The sequence below is a fragment of the Bartonella sp. AP9QHHD genome, assembly GCF_042195625.1.
Lineage (GTDB): Bacteria > Pseudomonadota > Alphaproteobacteria > Rhizobiales > Rhizobiaceae > Bartonella.
Genome location: NZ_JBHIOP010000093.1, coordinates 99,990 through 119,560, shown reverse-complemented (window position 1 = coordinate 119,560; position 19,571 = coordinate 99,990). Strand labels below are relative to the sequence as shown.

General features: G+C 36.9%; 18 protein-coding genes. 12 read left to right on the top strand and 6 right to left on the bottom strand.

All coding sequences use genetic code 11. The features are described from left to right. Positions 1 to 17 precede the first annotated feature (17 nt). From ACFIK4_RS08655 to ACFIK4_RS08615, 9 genes are all read left to right on the top strand, one after another. Complete coding sequence (locus ACFIK4_RS08655; protein ID WP_375621157.1) at positions 18 to 611, top strand: nicotinate-nucleotide adenylyltransferase; 594 nt, start codon at positions 18 to 20, stop codon at positions 609 to 611. 111 nt (positions 612 to 722) lie between these two features. Then, entirely contained in the window at positions 723 to 1,109 is a 387-nt protein-coding gene (gene rsfS, locus ACFIK4_RS08650) for a ribosome silencing factor (RefSeq protein ID WP_375610572.1), read from the top strand. Between the two features lies 1 nt (position 1,110). Beyond that, positions 1,111 to 1,593 carry a 23S rRNA (pseudouridine(1915)-N(3))-methyltransferase RlmH gene (gene rlmH, locus ACFIK4_RS08645; RefSeq protein WP_375629991.1) on the top strand — a complete coding sequence of 161 codons (483 nt, stop codon included), beginning with the start codon at positions 1,111 to 1,113 and terminating at the stop codon, positions 1,591 to 1,593. Between the two features lie 133 nt (positions 1,594 to 1,726). After that, entirely contained in the window at positions 1,727 to 2,971 is a 1,245-nt protein-coding gene (locus ACFIK4_RS08640) for a murein hydrolase activator EnvC family protein (protein WP_375630013.1), read from the top strand. Next, positions 2,961 to 4,271 carry a S41 family peptidase gene (locus ACFIK4_RS08635; RefSeq protein WP_375675757.1) on the top strand — a complete coding sequence of 437 codons (1,311 nt, stop codon included), beginning with the start codon at positions 2,961 to 2,963 and terminating at the stop codon, positions 4,269 to 4,271. Before ACFIK4_RS08640 ends, ACFIK4_RS08635 begins: the two co-directional genes overlap by 11 nt. A 39-nt stretch (positions 4,272 to 4,310) precedes the next feature. Next, positions 4,311 to 4,838, top strand: coding sequence for an RNA pyrophosphohydrolase (locus ACFIK4_RS08630; RefSeq protein ID WP_375675756.1), 528 nt, complete (start codon positions 4,311 to 4,313; stop codon positions 4,836 to 4,838). Between the two features lie 99 nt (positions 4,839 to 4,937). Next, complete coding sequence (locus tag ACFIK4_RS08625; RefSeq protein WP_273790632.1) at positions 4,938 to 5,498, top strand: invasion associated locus B family protein; 561 nt, start codon at positions 4,938 to 4,940, stop codon at positions 5,496 to 5,498. Positions 5,499 to 5,824: 326 nt separating this feature from the next. Then, positions 5,825 to 6,118, top strand: coding sequence for a YggT family protein (locus tag ACFIK4_RS08620; protein ID WP_375611859.1), 294 nt, complete (start codon positions 5,825 to 5,827; stop codon positions 6,116 to 6,118). Between the two features lie 22 nt (positions 6,119 to 6,140). Further along, positions 6,141 to 6,455, top strand: coding sequence for a DUF167 domain-containing protein (locus ACFIK4_RS08615; RefSeq protein WP_375611858.1), 315 nt, complete (start codon positions 6,141 to 6,143; stop codon positions 6,453 to 6,455). A 52-nt stretch (positions 6,456 to 6,507) separates the two neighbouring features. On the opposite strand, the gene ppa is transcribed toward ACFIK4_RS08615, so the two are convergent. The 3 genes from ppa to mgtE all read right to left on the bottom strand — a co-directional run bounded on the left by ppa (position 6,508) and on the right by mgtE (position 11,570). Continuing rightward, entirely contained in the window at positions 6,508 to 7,038 is a 531-nt protein-coding gene (gene ppa, locus ACFIK4_RS08610; RefSeq protein ID WP_273790629.1) for an inorganic diphosphatase, read from the bottom strand. A gap of 68 nt (positions 7,039 to 7,106) precedes the next feature. After that, the gene (gene typA / locus ACFIK4_RS08605) at positions 7,107 to 8,933 is read right to left on the bottom strand and encodes a translational GTPase TypA (protein WP_375675755.1); all 1,827 of its coding nucleotides are present in this window, start codon (positions 8,931 to 8,933) and stop codon (positions 7,107 to 7,109) included. A 1,260-nt stretch (positions 8,934 to 10,193) separates the two neighbouring features. Continuing rightward, on the bottom strand, positions 10,194 to 11,570 hold the full coding sequence (mgtE, locus tag ACFIK4_RS08600) for a magnesium transporter (RefSeq protein WP_375606748.1): 1,377 nt from the start codon (positions 11,568 to 11,570) through the stop codon (positions 10,194 to 10,196). A gap of 549 nt (positions 11,571 to 12,119) precedes the next feature. On the opposite strand from mgtE, the gene ACFIK4_RS08595 reads away from it, so the two are divergent. Next, complete coding sequence (locus tag ACFIK4_RS08595; RefSeq protein WP_375675754.1) at positions 12,120 to 14,144, top strand: M3 family metallopeptidase; 2,025 nt, start codon at positions 12,120 to 12,122, stop codon at positions 14,142 to 14,144. 162 nt (positions 14,145 to 14,306) lie between these two features. On the opposite strand, the gene ACFIK4_RS08590 is transcribed toward ACFIK4_RS08595, so the two are convergent. Both ACFIK4_RS08590 and ACFIK4_RS08585 read right to left on the bottom strand, forming a co-directional pair. Then, on the bottom strand, positions 14,307 to 15,383 hold the full coding sequence (locus ACFIK4_RS08590; protein WP_375675753.1) for an SGNH family hydrolase: 1,077 nt from the start codon (positions 15,381 to 15,383) through the stop codon (positions 14,307 to 14,309). Between the two features lie 14 nt (positions 15,384 to 15,397). Next, positions 15,398 to 16,651 carry a lytic murein transglycosylase gene (locus tag ACFIK4_RS08585; RefSeq protein ID WP_375675752.1) on the bottom strand — a complete coding sequence of 418 codons (1,254 nt, stop codon included), beginning with the start codon at positions 16,649 to 16,651 and terminating at the stop codon, positions 15,398 to 15,400. A gap of 265 nt (positions 16,652 to 16,916) precedes the next feature. On the opposite strand from ACFIK4_RS08585, the gene ACFIK4_RS08580 reads away from it, so the two are divergent. Both ACFIK4_RS08580 and ACFIK4_RS08575 read left to right on the top strand, forming a co-directional pair. Then, complete coding sequence (locus ACFIK4_RS08580; RefSeq protein WP_375638353.1) at positions 16,917 to 17,807, top strand: UTP--glucose-1-phosphate uridylyltransferase; 891 nt, start codon at positions 16,917 to 16,919, stop codon at positions 17,805 to 17,807. 39 nt (positions 17,808 to 17,846) lie between these two features. Then, positions 17,847 to 18,839 (top strand): SIS domain-containing protein, encoded by a 993-nt coding sequence (locus tag ACFIK4_RS08575; protein WP_375613282.1) that lies wholly within the window; start codon positions 17,847 to 17,849, stop codon positions 18,837 to 18,839. Positions 18,840 to 19,116: 277 nt separating this feature from the next. Here ACFIK4_RS08575 and ACFIK4_RS08570 read toward each other — a convergent pair whose 3' ends face one another. Then, the gene (locus ACFIK4_RS08570; protein ID WP_375611849.1) at positions 19,117 to 19,476 is read right to left on the bottom strand and encodes a hypothetical protein; all 360 of its coding nucleotides are present in this window, start codon (positions 19,474 to 19,476) and stop codon (positions 19,117 to 19,119) included. Positions 19,477 to 19,571 lie beyond the last annotated feature (95 nt).

The window sequence follows — 19,571 nt, the reverse complement described above, 5'->3', positions numbered from 1 at the left end:
TTCCATGGAAAAATTGTATGCCACATGTTGAAAGATCTAATGTTGTGGGTCTTTTTGGTGGTTCCTTTAATCCACCGCATGCGGGGCATCTTCTTGTTGCAAAAATTGCCATTCGGCGTTTGCATCTTGATCAGTTATGGTGGATGATCTCTCCAGGAAATCCTTTAAAGGATTGTACACAGTTACCCTCTTTAGAGGAGAGAATGCAATTAAGTTTTAAACTTATTGACCATCCAAAAATTCGCTTGACAGGTTTTGAACAGGCTATAGGGAGCAAAGTATCAGTAGATACGATTTTTCATATTCTTACTCATTACAGTGGCGTAAATTTTGTATGGATTATGGGGGCAGATAGTTTTGCGACGATACATCATTGGTATCGTTGGCATGATATCGTCTCTATGCTTCCTATTGCGATTATTGATCGTCCTTTAGGCAATCGGTCAGCACTTTCCTCTCCTATGGCACATATTTATCGCCGTTTTCGTTTGGATGAGAGAGAAAGTAAGCGATTACCTTTTATCAAGCCACCAGTTTGGACTTATTTGCATGGACCTTTATCTTTTCAATCTTCAACAAACCTTCGTTTGAAGAAGAATGATTTTTCTTGAACATTTCATAAGATTCTGCTTCTCTTTAGAGAAGTCTCTTTTTTAGATTCCACAACGATAAGAAAGGATATTGATCTGAAAAACATTGCACACAAACACTCTTACGATATTATGCCTTCAAAAGAAAAAAAAGTTTTTTCTGTTAGTGAGAGTCTTGAAGTTATTCTCAAGAGTTTAGAAGATACAAAAGCAGAAGATATTGTTGCTATTGATATTCGAGGGAAGTCATCTTTGGCTGATTATATGGTCATAGCTTCAGCAAATTCGCAGCGTCATGTATCGTCTGTTGCTGATCATTTATTACATACTTGGAAAGATAGTGGGCAGGGGCTTGCGCGTGTAGAAGGGCTTGCTGGAGGTGACTGGGTATTGATTGATACAGGTGATATTATCATTCATCTTTTTCGTCCAGAAATTCGTCTTTTTTATAATTTAGAAAAAATATGGATGACGCCGGATTTAAACGATACGGCTTTGCTTCTCTTCGGAGATCATTAAAATGCAAATTTCTATTTTTGCGGTTGGTCGTATGAAAAGTGGGGCGGAGCAAAAATTAGTTCAGCATTATTTGGATCGTTTTTCTAAAATTTCTGGAGATGTAGGCTTTCATTTAAAAAAGTTACAAGAGATACCAGAAAGTCGTGCTCAAACAGTTTATCAACGTATGGAGGAAGAGGGGAGAAAACTTATTGAATTTTTACCTGAAAAATGTCGATTAATTGTGTTAGATGAGCGTGGAGAATCGATTTCGTCAATTTCTTTTTCTGAAAAATTGAGGCGTTATCGTGATGAGGGCATTCGAGATGTCGTCATTGCTTTGGGAGGACCTGATGGGCATAATGAACAAATAAGGAAGCGTGCTGATTTTCTTTTATCTTTTGGTTTGATGACGTGGCCACATCAAATTGCACGTATTCTTCTTACAGAACAACTTTACCGCGCTGTAACAATTGAAAATCATCATCCGTATCATCGTTTTTAATATTTTTGTTCAATTTTTAGCACTTATTTATATGTTTATTAATATTGTTTTAGCTGACACCATTTAAAGCATCTCTAATGTATACAATGAGGTGTCATGGTTTTTGCAAATGAAAAAGCTTCTTCATAGAAAGATGCTATATTTATATGAGGAGTGCGTCATATTTGTCATTCTGCTCTTGAGTATATTTTTTTGCTTTTCTGTATCGCATGCGGAAGATACAATGAGGAGTACGGAAGTCCATAAAGAATTAGGAGAAATTCGCCAAAATATTTCACTTTCGCGTGAGCGTGTTGCTTTTCTTATGCATCAAGTTGAGCATTTAAAAAAAGATCAACGTGTTTTGAGTGATGCACTCATAAAGGCGGCTAAAGAAGAACGTATAGTAGCAGATGATATTGCTAAAAGGGAAGAAAAGCTTAAAAAAATGATAGAAAAGCGGGTACAAGTCTATCAAAGTTTAAAAAATCGTCGTGCTGAATTTGCGGAAGTTCTTGCACTTTTGGAGCGTATGGGATTGAATCCGCCTCCTGCTCTTATGATACAGCCAGAGGACGCGTTGGCTTCTATACGTAGTTCCGTTTTATTAGGTACTGTTATTCCTCAGATGCAAGAGAAAACGCGAGATTTAACAGAAAAACTCAAGGAGTTGACCAATTTGAGTAATTCCATTACTACGGAATATAAGGCATTAAAGACAAAACTGCAAAATCAAGCAGAGCAGCGAAAACGTCTAGAGCTTTTATTAGACCAAAAAAACAAACTACAAAAAAAATCAGAAAAAGAACTTACAGAACAGCAACAAAAAAATATTGCTCTTGCTAAAAAAGCGCAGTCTTTGGAAGAATTGATTTTAGAGCTCGACCGTCAGTCAAAATTTAGCTCTGATGCATCAGTACAGGTACGGAAAAGTTTGCAATTGTTAGAACAGTCCAATTTTGAAAGCCGAAAAGGTTCTTTACTTTTTCCTGTTTCAGGAAAAAGAATACGTCATTCTAATAAAAGTTCGCAGATTACGCGCTTTGGTGAAACGATAGAAACAGAGTCAGGAGCTGTTGTTATATCACCTGTAGATGCTTTTGTTGCTTTTGCTGGGCCATTTCGTTCTTACGGACATTTAATCATTCTCAATGTTGGAAATGGTTATCATATCATTCTTACTGGAATGTCGAGAATTAATGTAAAACAGGGGCAGTTTGTTCTTTCAGGTGAGCCTCTGGGTATAATGGAAATGCAATTTATTTCAAACAGTGTTGCATTGGATATAGGAAAAACTTCTCCAATGCTTTACATTGAGTTTAGAAAGCAGGGGAAACCTGTAAATCCAACTCCTTGGTGGCAGACTGAAAAAATAAGAAGGAGCCAAAATGATTCGTAAAGTTATTCTTTTGGTCGCTGGGGTATTGCTCGGCGCCTGTTCAATGATTATGGTGCAGTCTGTTGCTGCGAATAATGAAGATAATGCATATAAAAAGCTAGCTATATTTGGCGATGTTTTTGAGCGTGTACGTATGCAATACGTTACAGTTCCAGATGATAAAAAGCTTATTGAAAACGCTATCAATGGCATGCTCACATCACTGGACCCTCATTCATCTTATTTGAATGCTGAAGAAGCCAAGGATATGCGGGATTCTACGAAAGGAGAGTTCGGAGGTCTTGGTATTGAGGTCACTATGGAAAAAAACTTAATTAAAGTTGTTTCACCAATGGATGATACTCCCGCTTCAAAAGCAGGTATTCTAGCAGGAGACCTTATTTCAAAAATTGATGATGTACAAACGAATGGTCAAACATTGAATGAAGCTGTTAATAAGATGCGAGGTGCTCCTGGAACACCAATTACCTTAACAATTATTCGTTCTGGCGTTGATAAGCCATTTGAAGTGAAGATTGTTCGTGATATTATCAAAGTAAAAGCGGTGAAATATCGGGTTGAGGGTGATATTGGATATTTAAGAGTTATCCAGTTTTCTGAACAGACATTAAATAATCTTCTAGCGGCAATTAAAGATATCCAATCTAAAATTCCTGAAGATAAGCTAAAAGGTTACGTCCTTGATTTGCGGCTTAATCCGGGTGGGCTTTTAGATCAAGCTGTTAATGTTTCGAGTGCTTTTCTCAATAAGGGTGAAATTGTGTCGACTCGTGGGCGCAAAAAGAGTGATGTGACAAGATTTGATGCGAAGCCAGGTGATGTCATCAATGGAAAACCGCTCATTGTTCTTATTAATGGTGGTTCAGCAAGTGCTTCTGAAATTGTTGCGGGTGCATTGCAAGATCATCGTCGTGCAACAATTTTAGGGACGCAGTCTTTTGGTAAAGGATCTGTTCAAACAATTATTCCTTTGGGTGAAAATGGGGCTTTACGCTTAACAACAGCACTTTATTACACGCCATCAGGCACTTCTATTCAAGGAACAGGGATTACGCCTGATATTATTGTAGAGCAACCTCTCCCTGAAAAATATAAAGGTTATGATGTAAAAGTTGGTGAGTCTGCATTAAAAGGACATATCAAAGGAAAACGAGAAAGTAATAAAGGATCTGGTTCAGCTGCTTTTGTTCCCAAAGACCCTAAAGATGATATTCAATTGAATGAGGCCTATAAACTGTTACGAGGTGAAATGTCAAATGCAGCATTTCCACCAGATCCCAATAAGGATGTATTACAGTGAGAATTGATATCTATAGCTTGCGATTTTGAGGAATATTAAATGGATGCAGGTATTAATTTGAAGATTCTTCCATATCGCAAATGTGTTGGGATTGTTGTCTTTAATCATGAGGGGAAAGTGTGGGTTGGGCGTCGTTTAATGATGCCCATTCATGCAGATGCAGATATTGACATATCTCATCGTTGGCAGCTTCCTCAAGGAGGGATTGATGAAGATGAAAAACCATTAGATGCGGCATATCGTGAACTTTATGAAGAAACGGGTATTCGATCTGTAAAGTTGATTAAAGAAGCACAAAATTGGTTCCATTATGATTTTCCACAAGAACTTATTGGGTGCACATTAACAAATAAATATCGTGGGCAAATACAAAAATGGTTTGCTTTCCAGTTTACAGGAAAGCTTTCTGAAATTGCGATTAATCCGCCACCAGATGGCAATAAAGCGGAATTCGATCAATGGAAATGGATTGATCTAGAAACCCTTCCGTTGATTGCTGTTTCTTTTAAAAAGCACGTTTATACGAAAGTTGTCAGCGAATTTCGAGGTAGCCTTAGACCATTATAAAAGCTATATGATTATGAGAAAGCTTTTTTTATTAAGATGCTTTATATTATAATAAATAATAAACATGTTTATCTTTTATGTAAAGAACAGGAATATAAAATGAAAAAGTTATTTAATTTACTTATAGTTTTTACTCTCTTGAGTATTTCATCTGTTGCATTTGCAACAAGTTCAAAGCCTCCTGCATCAAAAGATGCGGCAGCGACATTGCCAAATGGAGCTTCTTCTTTGACTGAAACCTACGGTTTGTGGACTATTAACTGTGGTATACAAGAAGGGAAAAGAATTTGTTTTATGCACCGTCAAGAAGTAAATGAGCAGGGGCGTGTTGTTGTGGCTATGGGCCTTACTCTCGATGCTGAGGGTGTTGTATCTGGTAATTTAACAGTTCCTTTTGGCATTTTGGTTTCTAAACCTGTTCGTTTACAAGTTGATGAGGGAAAAGCTGTTATCGAAACCGGTATCCGGACTTGTGTACCAGCAGGTTGTGTGGTTCCTGTCGTTTTTGACAAAAATCACGTAGCAGCTTTACGTTCTGGAAAACAGTTAAAGTTGGCGATGACAATTGCTGCTGCAGGTGAACCAGCTTTGAATGATTTATTTGTTCAGCTAGATGGTTTTAGCAGTGCTCTTAATCGTTTGACTGCTTTGCAGAAATAATTTTAAAACTAAAAGCGGCCTTTAAAAGGCCGTTTTTAGTTTGTTTGTTTTTTATAATTAATAATTAAAACGATGAGATTTAAGATTAATCCTATAAGGGATATTCAGATTTTTTGCCGTTTCTTCTATTTTATGTGCTATTTTTAATTTTGATATTTGTTTTCTAACTGCATCGTCATTAAATAGAGAGATGAAGAATTTAGATGTCTGGTTTTTATTCAAGAAAAAAGAGTATTGAAATATAAAACCATTTTTTGATACACAGACCTGCTTTAATGAAGGTTTTCTATACGCTCTTCTGTTTCCTTGATTGAAAGGGATGACGCATGATTTATGCATTGCTTCGAACGATTGATTTGATTTTTGAGATTTATATTGATATTTTAATCGCGAGTGTCATTTTTTCTTGGCTTTATGTCTTTAATATCATAAATTCGCGCAATCGCTTTGTTGTTTTGATAGGAAGCTTTCTATATCGTCTTACAAATCCCGTTCTAAGCCGTATCCGGCAAATTTTACCAAATTTTGGAACGATTGATATTTCACCTATTGTAGTGTTCATTATTATTTATTTTATTCGTACTTTTATGTGGCGCGTTTACGCAAACATGTATGTATAGAAATATTACTTGAGGCGAATACATGTTTTATCAAGTTGATAAAAATAACTTGATTTTGTTTGTATATCTCATTCCAAAATCATCTGTTGACAAAATAATAGGGGTTGAATGTAGGGATGGTGAAAAACAATATCTGGTTATACGCCTTCGTGCTGTTCCTGAAGATGGAAAAGCGAATAAAGCTCTCATTAAATTTCTTGCGAAGCAGTGGAGAATCCCATCTTCTTCTATTTCTCTGAAAAACGGTGCAATATCTCGCTACAAACAACTTTACTTTTCAACACATTTAGAAGAGCTAAAACAGATATGGCAATCCTTTAGAGATTACATCTCGTAGAAAAAATAAATAACAAAGCCTATAAAAAATAGGCTTTATTCTATTAAAATCGTTATATTTTTTTATTGCGCTCAACAGCTTGCTTAATTAATTCATGCGCAAAGTTTTTATCACGCCATCCTTCAATTTTAGCCCATTTTCCAGGTTCCAGATCTTTGTAATGTTTGAAGAAATGTTCAATTTGTTTGAGTGTAATCTCGGGCAGGTCTGTATAGTCATGAATATTGATATAGCGTTTTGTTAATTTTGTAGTGGGAATGGCAATAATTTTTTCATCTTTACCACCATCATCTTCCATCATTAGAGCTCCGATGGGGCGAACATTGATAACACAACCAGGCATAAGTGGACGGGTATTACAGATAAGGACATCAATAGGATCACCATCATCTGAAAGCGTATGAGGGACAAAACCGTAATTTCCAGGATAAACCATTGATGTATGAAGAAAACGGTCAACAAATAATGCACCCGACTTTTTATCCATCTCATATTTTATTGGTTGACCACCAAGGGAGACTTCCACAATAACGTTAATATCTTCTGGTGGATTTTTGCCTACGGGTATTTCCTTAATATTCATAGAGACATCCTTTCTGGAATATAGTGAGGCTCAATACAATTAAATATTTTACCAAAGAGATTATGAAATTAACTTGAAATTGATGTACGTGTTTTTTCAAAACGTTTACGTTCATTAGGATCAAGATAGAGTTTGCGGAGACGAATATTTTTAGGGGTTACTTCCACAAGTTCATCATCTTGTATCCACGATAAGGCGCGTTCTAATGTCATTTTAATGGGAGGCGTTAACTTTACGGCCTCATCTTTTCCAGAAGCGCGCATATTGGTGAGTTTTTTCCCTTTTAAGACATTGACTTCTAAGTCATTATCTCGTGAGTGGATGCCAATAATCATACCTTGATAGACTTTCACACCCGCATCGATGATCATAGGTCCACGATCTTCAAGATTAAAAAGAGCATAAGCGACAGATTCACCGTTGTCATTTGAAATCATAACACCATTAACACGACCAGCAATGTCTCCTTTATAAGGTTCATAAGCATGGAAAAGGCGATTCATAATTGCTGTACCACGTGTGTCCGTTAAAAGTTCAGATTGATAACCAATGAGTCCTCGGGTTGGTGCATAAAAGACAAGGCGGACACGATTACCTCCAGAAGGACGTAACTCCACCATTTCGCCTTTACGTTCAGACATTTTTTGTACAACAATACCGGAATATTCTTCATCAACATCGATAACAACTTCTTCGATTGGCTCAAGAGTTATTCCATTTTCATCTTTTTGCATAACAACACGTGGGCGTGAAACACTAAGTTCAAATCCTTCACGGCGCATATTTTCAATGAGAACTGCAAGCTGTAATTCTCCTCGTCCTGAAACGTAGAAAGAATCTTTATCGGCTGATTCTTCAATTTTAAGAGCGACATTGCCTTCTGCTTCTTTTAACAATCGGTCACGAATGACACGGCTTGTTACTTTATCGCCTTCAGTTCCAGCAAGGGGACTATCGTTGACGAGAAAACTCATAGTAACAGTAGGAGGATCAATTGGTTGGGCAGTAAGGGGTTCATTGACAGTAGGATCACAGAAAGTATCAGCTACGGTACCTTTTTGCAGACCTGCAATCGCAACAATATCACCAGCACTTCCTTCTTCAATAGGTTGCCGTTCTAAGCCACGAAACGCTAAAATTTTTGAAATACGCCCAGTTTCTAAAAGTTTTCCATCTTGTCCAAGAACCTTGACATTTTGATTGGGTTTCAAAGAGCCAGAATGAATCCGTCCTGTAATAATTCGTCCCAAAAACGGATCCGCTTCAAGAATAGTTCCAATCATGCGAAACGGTCCTTCTGCTACACTAGGAGAAGGGACATGCTGCGTCACAAGATCAAATAAAGGACCTAATCCCTGATCTTTTGGTCCTTCAGGGGCTTCCGCCATCCATCCATCGCGTCCAGATCCATAAAGAATAGGAAAATCAAGCTGTTCATCGGTTGCGTCAAGAGCAGCGAAAAGGTCAAAAACCTCATTAATGACTTCATCAACGCGTGCATCCGGTCGGTCAATTTTATTAATAGCAACAATAGGGCGCAATCCTACTTTCAATGCTTTGCCAACGACAAATTTTGTTTGTGGCATCGGTCCTTCAGCAGCATCAACAAGTACAATGGCTCCATCAACCATATTGAGGATGCGTTCAACTTCTCCACCAAAGTCGGCGTGTCCTGGTGTATCAACAATATTAATTCGAGTATCTTTCCAAACAACAGATGTCACTTTCGCTAGGATTGTAATTCCGCGTTCTTTCTCAATATCGTTTGAATCCATCATACGTTCGCTTGTACGCTGATTATCACGGAAGTTTCCTGATTGCTTGAGAAGCCCGTCTACAAGCGTTGTTTTCCCATGGTCAACGTGGGCAATGATGGCAATGTTACGCAATTGCATAAATTTTCTTCTTTTCGTTTAATGAAATTTCATTTGAGGTAAAGTCTTTACATTCTTTGCCTGACTATTAGAAAACCTTTTACATGTTTTTTTATAATTTTGGAAGATGGAGGCAATATTTTTATGGCAAAACTATTTATCCAAGTCTTTAAGGCTCTATTAAGCTTCAATTTCTGAAGCTTCGTAAAAGTTTTTATAGTACGTATGTTCTATTCTCGAGCTAAGAATTATCCAAAAAATCACCGTCAACTTGATTTTTATCAATATGACACAAGGAATTTATATGAGCTCTTGTAAGAGTAAGTATAAAGCTAGCCATATTATTGTTGTTGTTTTGCAAAGAGATTAATAAAAATCCGGAATATCTCTCAATCCATAGCCAATTTATTGACAACTGTACAACATTCTTATTCTAAATAAAGCTTTTTCTTATTCTATAACTTGTCAATCAAAATCCAGATTTAATGCAATCGTGTATTTGAGGTAAATATTGAGACGATTAAGAATTTTATAAGAAGTTCTAACTTTTGTATGCCAGATTAGGGCAAGAGTTATATCTGTTTGATTTATTTATGAACCCGGAATACAGTCTTATTTAGAAAGAATATGAAGGCATCCAAAGAAAATTCCCATCTTTGCTGTTAATCCAATTTATAATTTCAAAAGCATCTAAAGTAATATCTTTTAAACCATGGAGATAGTGCATTGCCTTACTTTTGTTAATTGCACTCTCTAATAGGAGTATGCTTTTCATGCCAAACAGAACACTTTAAACAGAATATACTTTTTGTTGCATATTCATGTACTTAAGAGAGATTGCTTAACGTACACTACATCCATTCCATGATAGAGCTCATAAATGATATAATATACGCGAATAGTATACTATTAACGCCTTTGTGAAGAAATATAAAGCCTGTTGAGTATCATCATGATTATTCTTTCTCAGCTGTCAATATTGCGCCAGTTTTTGATACGAGAGAGAGAGGATATAAGAAGTATTTTATTTTTTCTTGAATAGTTTTTAGACATACACCGATCTCGTTTGTGACTGGCAAGAAGATGACTTTAATCGATTTAATATGAGAAGCTTTATGATGAGGTAAAATTACGTTATTCGGAGCTGTTATTCAAAAAAATAATAAATTATCTATAGAGCGGTGCGCTAGAAAATAAATAATAAAGCTTATTCTCTTATGGAAAGAATCTTAGGTTACATGACAAGATTTTTCCATAAGTAAGAGTTTTTACTTTACATGTTTAAAGAAGAGTTCCTGACAAAATGAGAGAAGCTACAGAAAAATAGATTATAATGCCCATGACATCTACTAAAGTTGCCACAAAAGGAGCAGAAGCACTTGCTGGATCAAATTTTAAACCTTTAAGAATAAAAGGCAACATAGATCCAGAAAGAGAACCAAAGGTAACGATTCCAACTAAAGCTGTACCCACTGTTGTCGAAATAGCAATCCAATGTTGGCCATAGTCGTAGATACCTAGTTTTTGCCAAAGAGCAATGCGCGTAACACCAATAATTCCTAGTAAGAGACCAAGGGATAGTCCTGTTGGAATTTCACGAATGATCACTTTCCACCAGTCTTTCAACGTGAGTTCACGTAAAGCCAATGCACGGATAATAAGGGATGTAGCCTGTGAGCCGGAATTTCCTCCTGAGCTCATAATGAGAGGTATGAACAGTGTAAGAATAATCGCTTTTTCGAGTTCTGTTTCGAAATGTTGCATAGCGCTTGCTGTCAGCATTTCACCGATAAAGAGTAAAGCGAGCCAGCCTCCGCGTTTTTTCATCATTTCAGGAAACTTAATTTGCATATAGGGCTTATTAAGTGCTTCCATACCCCCAAATTTATAGGCATCTTCATTCATTTCATCGACCATAGTATCAAGCACGTCATCAACGGTTACAATGCCAATGACATGGTTACTTTCATCAACTACAGGCACAGAGAGAAGATCATGGCGCTGGAAAAGGCGTGCGATATCTTCATGATGTGTGAAAGGTGATATTGTAATGGGCGAGTCATGGGTAGGGACATTAAGAATTTGTTCATCAGGTGAGGCAAGAATAAGGTTACGCAGGGAAACAGCTTTGAGAAGAGTACCTGTTTTGGGGTCAATTACATAGCTGGTATAAACTGTTTCACGTGTTCGCTCGACCTCACGAATGTGATCCAAAGTTTTTTGTATGGTCCAGTTTGAAGGAACGGCTATAAACTCTGTTGTCATCAGTGCTCCTGCTGTATGATCAGGATAACTGGTGAGTTTTTTAAGTTCAGCGCGCGTTAAGGGGTTAAGCAAGGCATAAAGTCGTGTGCGGGTTTCCTTATCCATTTCTTGAAAGACGTCTGCAGCAGCATCGGCAGACATGCCATCAAGAATTTCAACAGCACGATTTATAGGGAGAAGTTCTAGGATGGCAGCAGGTTGCTCAAGCTCTGGTTTATCAAAAAGTTCGATAACATAATCAAGAGGCAGAAGACTAAGAATAGTTACACGTTCCATGATATCGAGGTCATTGATGATATCAATAGAGTCTGCAAAATGCTGGTTCTTTAACTTTTCAGCGAGAGCTTCAGGAGAAAAATTTTTGAAGTCGAAGGCCGTTTTGATTTCAGTCATGATAAAGTACCTCCTGAAGAGTTGGAGAGTTGTAAATCTAGATAATAGATGAGATAAAAACAAAAGTTTATGGAAGATTTAAAAAAAACTCCCCAGCTATATTCCCAATTGTTAATATTTGAAGTAAAGTCAAGGGTAAATTATAAGTTATAAACAAGTTTCTGAATCACTAAAACGAGAATACAGCTTAATTTGAGGATAATATAAAAACGTAAATGTAAAAATCAGTTCTGATTTTACCATCATTTCTTTAATGTAGTTTGCGATTTTCAAAAGAATCTAAAGCAATATTTTATAAAGAGTGGAGATTATGCTTTTCTCCAAGTGTTTTTGTTAATATGCAATTCTATTGTGATGTGCGAGCGAATAATCTTTATTGCTTCAATATAATATGGTTTGAATGAAAGAACTTTACGATTTTCAGGTTTTTTATTCAATAGGGTTTTGAAAGGTAGTTTTGAAACTCACGAAATAGTTTTAGTATGTTATCAATTTGTGTCGTAAAGATAATTGTTACAGTTTAAATTTATAATGGAGACATAAAGTATTATGACAAAAGCAGCAGTGCTGGACTGGAAGGGATTTTTAGGTCTTCCTGATTTTTCTTCTATAAGTGACGAAGATTTTAAACCCGCTTTTGAACAGGCACTTCAAGAAGCAGAAGAAGAACTAGAGGCAATTGCGATGGTGCAAGAACCACCAACGCTTGAGAATTTTTTGCAGCCTTTTGAGCTTTGCGGCAAAGCGCTTGATCGTGTCTGTTCAATATTTTTCTTACGCACCAGTGCTCATACGAATGTATTAATTCAACAGCTAGAGCAAGAGTTCGTTGTAAAACTTTCTCGTTATTCTTCAAAAATGATGATGGATGCGCGGATATTTGCGAAAATAGATATGCTTTATAAACAGTCGCAGTTGGGCACATTTGAGAGTGAAACAACACGTGTTCTTGAATTATGGTGGAAAAAGTTTGTTTGTCATGGGGCAAAACTCGATGAAAAAGCTAAGAAACGGCTTTTGGAAATTAATGAAAGACTTGCTTTTTTAAATGCTACTTTTGGACAAAATGTCTTAAATGATGAAGCTGAATGGATTCTGTTTTTAAAACAAACAGACTTATCTGGTTTACCGCAAGATCTCATTGCTTCAATGAAGGAAATTGCGTGTGAAAGAGGCAATGAAGAAGCGTATGCATTAACACTAGCACGTTCGATTGTTAAACCTTTTTTAAAATTCTCTGATCGTCGTGATTTGCGTGAGGTTGTATTCCAAGCTTGGGCTAAACGTGGTGAAAATAATAACAAGAATGATAATAAAACAATTATTGTAGAGATTGTTGCGCTTCGAGATGAGCAGGCTAAATTATTGGGATATAAATCTTTCGCAGATTTGAAGCTCGATAATACTATGGCTAAAAGTGTTGATTCCGTTATGGATTTGCTTATGCCTGTATGGAAGCGCGCAAGAGCGAAAGCTTCTACTGAGCAAATTGACTTACAAAATTTTGCCAACAATCAGGGCAGCAATGAATCTTTAGCTGCTTGGGATTGGCGTTATTATGCTGAAAAGCTTCGCACTGAAAAACTTTCTTTCGATAGCGCTGAGATTAAATATTATTTTCAGCTTGATCTTATGATTAAAGCGGCTTTTGGGGTAGCCGAAAAACTCTTTAGCATTACATTTGAAGAAAAAAACGCTGTTACACTTTGGCATCCTGATGCACGTTTGTGGGAAGTAAAAAAGTCTGATGGAAGTCTACTTGGGCATTTTATTGGTGATTATTTTGCACGTTCTTCAAAACGCTCCGGTGCGTGGATGAGTAGTTTGCAATCACAACATAAATTGGATGGCGGACAAAAGCCTATTATCTACAATGTTTGTAATTTTGCTAAACCACCTAAAGGGGAAGTTGCTCTTTTATCACTTGATGATGCACGTACGCTTTTCCACGAATTTGGACATGCATTGCATGGTTTGCTTTCTGATGTCACATGGCCATCTGTGTCGGGAACATCTGTTTCACGTGATTTTGTTGAGCTACCTTCTCAACTTTACGAACATTGGTTAACAGTACCAGAGATATTAAAATCTTATGCTATACATACAAAAACAGGCCATCCTATGCCACAAGAGTTGATAGATAAAGTCTTAGTAGCACAGACATTTAATGCAGGATTTTCTGCCGTTGAATTTATCTCATCAGCTTTAGTGGATATGGCTTTTCATCAAGGCGAAACAGTCACTGATCCAACAGTGTTTGAACGCCAAGAATTAGAAAAGCTGCAAATGCCTGATACAATTATTATGCGTCATCGTCCCCCACATTTTATGCACGTGTTTGCGGGGGATGGTTATGCATCTGGTTACTATTCTTATATGTGGTCGGAAGTCCTTGATGCTGATGCTTTTCAAGCTTTTGAAGAAACGGGAGATGTTTTTAATTCAGAGCTTGCTGATAAGTTGAAACGTTTTATTTACTCCGCTGGAGGAAGTCGTGATCCAGAGGAGCTTTATAAAGCTTTTCGGGGACGAATGCCTTTACCAGAGGCAATGATTAACAAACGTGGACTATAAGATACAACGGTATGGTTAACACCCTGCCGTTTTCATATTATTCGAAAGGTACAGTTGCGATTTATGCAAATTTTCTCTTCATTATAGCTCTGTAAACAGAGTTTTTTATCTTATTCGCTTTTTGTTTATAGAGGAAAATAGATTTTGTATTTTAAATAGACATTATGGAAAAGAAAAATTATCAGCTCGATCTTTTTGATGCCCATTTGGTGGAAACCATGATTTTTTTATAAAACTTGACTTTCTTTTGCCTAAAAGGTGAGTGTTTTTTTGTGCCATATCATCGAGGCTCATTGGAGGCTGACGCATAATTTTACTCCGCTCTTGATACTCTGATTCTTGTATAAGTTTTTGAATAACTTGATCGGTTGAGTAAGAATTTTCATGAGAAAAGGCATAAAAATTTGAAATATTTTTCAATGTTTTTTCTAAATAAGAGGCAAGTTTTTTCTTTCCTTCAGGGGTGAAATGCATGCCATTATTGGTGCGTAATTTGGTTATTTTTCCATTAATATCATAGCCTGAAAAAGAAAAATTTCCTGTCTCATCACTAAAGCCGCTCCAGATATCGAGAAAATACCCTCCTGCTGTTTCTGTTTCTTGTTTATAGAGCGCATTAAAAATTCTCATTTTTTGTGTCAAAAGATCATTTCCAAAAGAAGGTTGACCTATCCATATCCATGATTTTCCAGAGGCGTGAAGACTTTCAGCAATTTCGATAATTCTTTGTTTGTAGATGCGCATCCATTCTGACTGATCTGTGTTAATCATGTTATGAGAGTCTGTGATGGGTTGATTATCATTTGCACCGATCATCATGATAATAACATCGGGGCTATTTTGATCAATGAGTTTAGAAATATTGCTTTGCCAAGAATAATAATCCGTTCGAACTAAGCCGGAAGCTGGCATCGTGTTGTTCATGATAACGATATCGCTATTATTTATAAAAAATTTCTTAAGTGCATCAGCAACAGCAGAAGCTGCAAAATCCCCTATGACAAGAATGCGCTTTGCATTCTCATTTTTTAGCTTTTGTATGTTTTTTTGTGTTACGATCTTTTTTTGCGGCTTGTCTATTTTTTGTTCTATAATTTGCGGTGGCTGCTGTGTCTGTTTGTTTTGTTGTGACAACCATTTGAAGAAGTTCGTTGCTTTACTTGGGGATGGCTGTAAGATCCCCACAATAGAAAGTGAAAACAGCAATAATGTCAAGTATATCAGGCGAGAAAGAGACAAAACCTTATTCTCCATTATTGTTTGCGAAGGAGAAAAAGCACTTGAGATGATGGATATCCATTTGCTTTTAGTCCGTGACGGAGTTGAAAAGCTTTAATTGCTTTGCGAGAAGCTGTTCCGATTTTTCCATCAACATTCCCTTTATAATAGCCCAGTGTCTTTAAGCGCGATTGCAGTTCTTTACATTCTTGGAAAGTAATAGATTGAAAAGGTCTTTGCCAATCATTTACCAATCCAGGATGTCCAGCAATGCGATCAGCAAGAAGGCCAACAGCAAACGCATAACGATCTGCATTATTATAATGTTTCAGAACAAGGAAATTTTTTGTGACTAAAAATATAGGTCCTTTTGCTCCATCTGGATATTTTAATATTGCTTGTTCAGCTGATGTAGGAAGAGGGTGCCCATTTGCGTGTTTTACACCTAATTTTTTCCATTGTTCAAAGGAATACCAGCCTTCAGGAAGGTTTTTCCCCTGCGGCACTTTTACCTCTACTCCCCAAATAAGATTAGGTTGCCAGCCATTTTTGTGGAGAAGGTTAGCAGCAGTAGCCAGAGCATCTGGAACAGAGTTCCAGATATCACGCCGTCCATCTTGGTCCATATCAACTGCATAGGCGAGATAACTGCTTGGAATAAATTGTGTATGCCCCAATGCACCGGCCCAAGATCCAGTGAGTTGAGAGCGTTTAATTTCGCCACTTTGTAGAATTTTCATAGCAGCAATCAGCTGTGTATATGCATATTTTGCACGTTTTTTATCAGCATAGGCTAAAGTTGCAAGAGAGCGAATGGTATCACGCATTACACTTTTATTAGCTAAAACCTTCCCATAGTTGCTTTCCATTGACCAAATAGCAAGCAGAATATTGCGATCAACACCAAAACGTTTTTCAATTTGAAGAAGCCATTTGTTCCATTTTTGAGTTTGGCGCCGTCCTTCCTCAATTGCAATATCATGGACACGATTATCGAAATAGTTCCATGAAGGAGCAACAAATTCCGGTTGGTATGCGGCGCTTTTTAGAACTTCTGGATCAATGGCATTAACACCTTTAAACGCCATATGAAACGTAGAAGGGGTAATATTGTGAGCAATAGCTATTTTTTTAAATTCTTTAATCCAGAGTTTAAATCCGCTATCAGCATATGAAAGGGGTGCAAAAAACATTAAAAAAGCAGAAAAAATAACGGCAGAGACAGTGAAAAGAGTTCTCCAAGCTATTGACTTCTCTAAAAAGAGAGTCTTCAATTCTGTTTTTTGCATTTTGAAATCCCCATTAATATTCAATTCATTAGATGTGCAATAACTTTATTTTGTATTTAGTTTAATCGATAATATGATCAAGAAGAGGAAAAAACTGGAATAAATAATACGTTTTAATCCTTTCAATAAATTCTCAGACTCTTTTTACATTTTTATTGCTCATTATAATGATAATCAAAACAATAAGATATCTTTTTTACCATTTCGTAAAAACATATGATAAATAAAACAAAAAAGTTATATGAATTCATTGAGGAGGGTGAGTGTGCGTAAAATCCGGAAAGCAGTATTCCCAGTAGCAGGTCTTGGGACGCGTTTCCTTCCTGCGACAAAAACGATTCCTAAAGAAATGCTAACAGTTGTTGATAAACCTGTTATTCAATATGTTGTGGATGAGGCGAGGGAAGCTGGTATTGAGCATTTTATTTTTGTGACTGGACGTAACAAAGCAGTCATTGAGGATTATTTTGATGCGCAAGTTGAATTATACACGATACTTGCTGAATGTGGAAAGAAAGAAGATCTTGCACACTTATACCGTTTACAGCCATTACCAGGGTCAACTTCTTTCACTCGGCAACAGCAACCTTTGGGATTAGGGCATGCTCTTTGGTGTGCACGTGAATTAGTTGCAGGGGAACCTTTTGCTTTGTTATTACCGGATATGTTGATACAAGCGAAAAAGGGCTGTCTTTCTGAAATGATGAGCCTTTATGAAAAGGTGGGTGGGGGAAATATTATAGCAGTTCAGGAATGCGATCCTAGAGAAACACATAAATATGGTATTGTTGGGAAAGGCAAACAGATTGCAAATGGTTTTGAAATCACAAAAATGGTAGAGAAACCAGCACAAGGTACGGCACCATCAAATTTGTACATCAATGGACGTTATATTTTGCAGCCAGAAATTTTTAATATTCTTTCCACTCAAGAACGGGGAACAGGAAATGAAATTCAATTAACAGATGCTATGATACGGCTTTCAAATGAGCAAGATTTTTGGGGTTTGCAAGTAAAAGGGCGCACTTTTGATTGCGGTTCTAAAGCTGGTTTTATTGAAGCCAACGTTGCATTTTCTTTGGCACGCGCTGATATGCACAGCCACGTTTCTGCTTCATTGAAAAATTTACTAGAAACCATTAATGTCGAAAAGTGATATAGATCTCTCACTTAATTTTATTGGTCGAATTTGATTATGACAATATCGTCTCCTCATATGGCTTTGCAAGGTGCAGTAGCATCAGCGCTTAAAACACTTGCTAGTGAAAAGCAGGGGCTTGAAGCTCTTGAAAAAGCTCTTCTGGAAAGTCTTTCTTCTTCTTTTGAAGCGGCTGTTCAAACTATTAGAAATGCTCGTGGACATGTGGTTATTACTGGTCTTGGAAAAAGTGGTCATATAGGGACAAAAATTGCAGCAACCTTAGCCTCAACTGGAACACCTGCCTTTTTTGTTCACGCTGCAGAAGCCAATCATGGTGATCTTGGTATGATTGGCTCTGATGACGTTATTCTTGCTTTATCATGGTCTGGTGAAACTCAAGAGTTAAGTGGTATTATAAGTTATGCGGCGCGTTTTCGTATCCCCCTTATTGCGATGACATCAAGTAAGCACTCTGTGTTAGGACGACAAGCTGATATTGTACTATTATTACCAAAGATAGAAGAGGCTTGCCCCCATGGTTTAGCCCCTACAACTTCAACAATTATGCAATTGGCAATGGGAGATGCATTAGCGGTTTCTCTTTTAGAAATGCGTGGTTTTACCGCAACGGATTTCAAAATATATCATCCTGGTGGTTCTCTTGGTGCAAGCCTTAAATACGTGTGTGATATTATGCATGAGGGTGATAATATTCCTTTGGTTATGCAGGGAACAGCTATGACTGAAGCGATGAATGTTTTGGTGGAAAAACATTTTGGTTGTGTTGGTGTTGTGAATCAAGAAGGTGAACTAATCGGAATTGTAACTGATGGCGATCTTGCACGTAACATTCATTTTAATTTATCAAAATTTAATGTTGACGAGGTGATGACCAAAGCTCCTAAAGTTGTAAAGCCAAATACACTTGTTGGTGCAGCAACAGCTTTTATTAATGATCATCAGATTGGTGCATTTTTTGTGGTTGAAGATAAAAAACCGATAGGAATTGTTCATTTTCATGATCTTTTGCGCATTGGCGCTGCTTAGATTAAAGTTCCCTATCAAATAAAATGTTATTTTAGGTTGAAATAGATTGAATGATACAAAGTTACAATTTTATTGTGAGGTGGCTTTACTGATATTTTGTGGAAGAAAATGATTATTTTACGCATTTCATAATGTTTAGAAAATTTTCAGGGTAAAGATTATACCAGCCTCTTTGCGTATTTTAGAGAGGATTTTCTATCAGGAGGAGAAAGGATATCGCCTCCTGCTTAATGTGTGTGCTCCCTCTGTTCTTAAGAGAGGTTTCCCTTGTACTTTGTTAAGATTTCCGCTTAAGGAAAAACTGTGCTCCTGTATGTGAGGTGCAGAGAAGTTGTGTGGCGTCATATGACATTGTACAATTGACTCTAGAAATTGTTCCACGGAGAATAGAGCGTATTTCAATTTCTATATTTTGGGCATTGAGATAATTATATGCTCCTTCTGATAGTTTTTCTTCTGTATCTGCTGCATGCGTTTCAAAAACACCATTGTGGAAAGAAGAAATAATACCATTCTCATCAACCCATTTTCCATCAATTCCAGTTGGCATATTTGAGTTATAATATCGCGAAAAGTTACAGGCACTTAACAGCAAGGCGGTAATTGTAAGACATAAAATATGATAGGTATGTTTCATTTATTGCACTCTATTTAGATTATTTTGCTCTCTAGTTTCTATAACATTATTAAATTACCCCATGAGTCAATATGAAAAATTTGATAAAAATCAAT